Origin of the sequence: Rhizobium sp. SEMIA 4085 (assembly GCF_013004495.1) — a bacterium.
Classification (GTDB): Bacteria; Pseudomonadota; Alphaproteobacteria; order Rhizobiales; family Rhizobiaceae; genus Rhizobium; species Rhizobium gallicum.
This window is the reverse complement of record NZ_JABEPH010000535.1, coordinates 1-2881: the sequence shown is the minus strand read 5'-3', so window position 1 is coordinate 2881 and position 2881 is coordinate 1. Positions and strand designations below refer to the sequence as shown.

The following is a 2881-nucleotide window of genomic DNA, read 5'->3' as shown; positions in this document are numbered from 1 at the left end:
CCCTTGCAAGCAGCGAGGCCGTCGGGCTCGCCTCCGCCCGCTCGATGCGCGAGATCATCGCGCGGCTGACGCCGGAGGCATTGGCAAGGTCATCCAGCGTCAGGCCCTTTTCGACCCTGAGCTTGCGGATGCGAATGCCGATCGCCGTTTCGAGTTCCTGGTCCATCGTCCGATCCACTGATTCTACTATAAGAGAAATGCATGGCCTGATAATGGAATCAAGCGGTTTTTGTCACCGCCTATGACGCGCGTTTTATCCTAAACGGAGTCCTGCTTTTCCGCTTTGCGGCGGGGGGCGGCACTGCTATATGGCGCGCATGAGCACCAAACCGACGACTCCGCTGTCCCACATCCGCAATTTCTCGATCGTGGCCCACATCGACCATGGCAAATCGACGCTTGCCGACCGTCTGATCCAGACGACCGGCGGCCTTGCCGATCGCGAAATGTCCGAGCAGGTGCTGGACAACATGGACATCGAGCGCGAGCGCGGCATCACCATCAAGGCGCAGACCGTGCGCCTGCACTACAAGGCGGATGACGGCGAGACCTACATCCTGAACCTGATCGACACCCCCGGACACGTCGACTTCGCTTACGAAGTCTCACGCTCGCTCTCGGCCTGCGAAGGCTCGCTGCTGGTCGTTGACGCGTCCCAGGGCGTGGAGGCGCAGACGCTTGCCAATGTCTACCAGGCGATCGACAACAACCACGAGCTCGTCACCGTCCTCAACAAGATCGACCTACCGGCGGCAGAACCTGAGCGCATCAAGGAGCAGATCGAGGAAGTGATCGGCATCGACGCTTCCGACGCGGTACTGATCTCTGCCAAGACCGGTCTCGGCATTCCGGCTGTGCTGGAAGCGATCGTCCACAAGCTGCCGGCACCGAAGAGCCCGGGCGGCGAGAAGGCGCCGCTGAAGGCACTGCTCGTCGATAGCTGGTACGACGCCTATCTCGGCGTCATGGTTCTGGTGCGCGTCATCGATGGCGTACTGACCAAGGGCCAGACAATTCGCATGATGGGCACCGATGCCAAGTATCAGGTGGAACGCGTCGGCGTGCTGACGCCGAAGATGGTCAATGTGGATTGCCTCGGTCCTGGCGAGATCGGTTTTATCACCGGCAGCATCAAGGAAGTGGCCGACACCCGCGTCGGCGATACCATCACCGAGGACAAGCGGCCGACTGCAGAAGCGCTGCCGGGCTTCAAGCCGGCCCAGCCCGTCGTCTTCTGCGGCCTCTTCCCAGTCGATGCTGCCGATTTCGAAGATCTGCGCGCCGCGATGGGCAAGCTGCGCCTCAACGACGCCTCCTTCTCCTTCGAGATGGAATCTTCCGCAGCCCTCGGCTTCGGCTTCCGCTGCGGCTTCCTAGGCTTGCTTCATCTCGAAATCATCCAGGAACGCCTGGAACGCGAATTCGACCTCGACCTCATCGCAACCGCGCCTTCCGTCGTCTACAAGATGTACATGACAGACGGTACGGAGCGCGAGCTGCACAATCCGGCCGACATGCCGGATGTCGTGAAAATCGCCGAGATCCACGAACCCTGGATCAGAGCCACAATCCTGACGCCGGACGATTATCTCGGCGGCATCCTGAAGCTCTGCCAGGACCGGCGCGGCATCCAGATCGAACTTACCTATGTCGGCACGCGCGCAATGCTGACTTACGATTTGCCGCTCAATGAAGTTGTCTTCGATTTCTACGACCGGCTGAAGTCGATTTCGAAGGGCTACGCCTCCTTCGACTATGCGTTAAGCGACCACCGCGAAGGCAACCTCGTGAAGATGTCGATCCTCGTCAACGGCGAACCGGTCGACGCCCTGTCGATGATGGTGCACCGGACGGCGGCTGAAAAGCGCGGCCGCGACATGTGCGAGAAGCTCAAGGAGCTGATCCCGAAGCACATGTTCAAGATCCCGATCCAGGCCGCGATCGGCGGCAACGTGATTGCCCGCGAAACCATCTCAGCGCTGCGCAAAGACGTGACCGCCAAGTGCTACGGCGGCGACGCCACCCGCAAGCGCAAGCTGCTCGACAAGCAGAAGGCCGGCAAGAAGCGCATGCGCCAGTTCGGCAAGGTAGAAATCCCACAGGAGGCGTTCATCGCGGCGCTGAAGATGGGCGACGAGTAGATCCTTTTCCCTTCGAAGTTATGCGCAATTTCCTGCGCATAACTTCGGAAGGACTATCGCCGTGCACCGCCTGTCCGAAAGGCCTCGAATCGGTCTCTCGATGCTCAGATCGTCTCCTCCGCACGCCAACTCAATGTCAACATCTACCGTGCCGCGGAAAACGGGATCACCCGCGCGATCAAAGCCGAGCGCGAATGCTTGCGGCGAGAATGCGGAGGCGATAGCCGAAGCAGATGCTTGCGTTGAAACGCACGGGCTACCGTTTGTGAAGTACGGCAAATTTCATGGCCCGCTTTCAAACCCCTGAAAAAGCAAGGAACCATCCCGCTCCACTGTAGCCGCGGGAGATTGCGTCGGCTTGCAAACGGTCGCAGTTCCTACAGTTTCCAGTAGTAGACGGCGAATCGTCTTTGGCCTATCGATGGACCCATGCGATCGTCCTTGGAACATCTGCCGGAAGAAAAGCAGCGCGAGCTTGCCCGCGTCGTTGCGATCATCCATGAGGAGTTCGCCGACGCCCTGTCAGGCACGTCTGCGGCCTTCAAGAAGCGCGGTCGGATCTTAAAAATCATTTTGTTTGGTTCGTATAGCCGCGGCACCTGGGTCGACGAGCCGCACACGATGAAGGGCTACCGCTCCGACTACGACATCCTGGTGATCGTCAATTCCAAGCAACTGGCCGAACCGCAATATTGCGCCAAGGCGACAGACCGACTGCTGTGGGACAAGGACGTGAAAAC

General features: G+C 59.8%; 3 protein-coding genes and 1 pseudogene. 3 read left to right on the top strand and 1 reads right to left on the bottom strand.

Going from position 1 to position 2881, the window contains the following annotated elements; genetic code table 11:
* A partial coding sequence (locus C9413_RS30520) for a helix-turn-helix transcriptional regulator (RefSeq protein WP_170251356.1) occupies positions 1-166 on the bottom strand: 166 nt, incomplete at its 3' end.
* Positions 167-308: 142 nt separating this feature from the next.
* Between C9413_RS30520 and lepA the strand changes: the two genes are divergently transcribed.
* The 3 genes and pseudogenes from lepA to C9413_RS30505 form a co-directional block, all read left to right on the top strand.
* Positions 309-2141 carry a translation elongation factor 4 gene (gene lepA, locus C9413_RS30515; RefSeq protein ID WP_039843598.1) on the top strand — a complete coding sequence of 611 codons (1833 nt, stop codon included), beginning with the start codon at positions 309-311 and terminating at the stop codon, positions 2139-2141.
* A 108-nt stretch (positions 2142-2249) separates the two neighbouring features.
* A pseudogene (locus C9413_RS30510) lies at positions 2250-2448 on the top strand (type II toxin-antitoxin system CcdA family antitoxin).
* Between the two features lie 122 nt (positions 2449-2570).
* Positions 2571-2881 (top strand): nucleotidyltransferase domain-containing protein (locus tag C9413_RS30505; protein ID WP_210263664.1); only part of this gene is annotated, 311 nt, incomplete at its 3' end.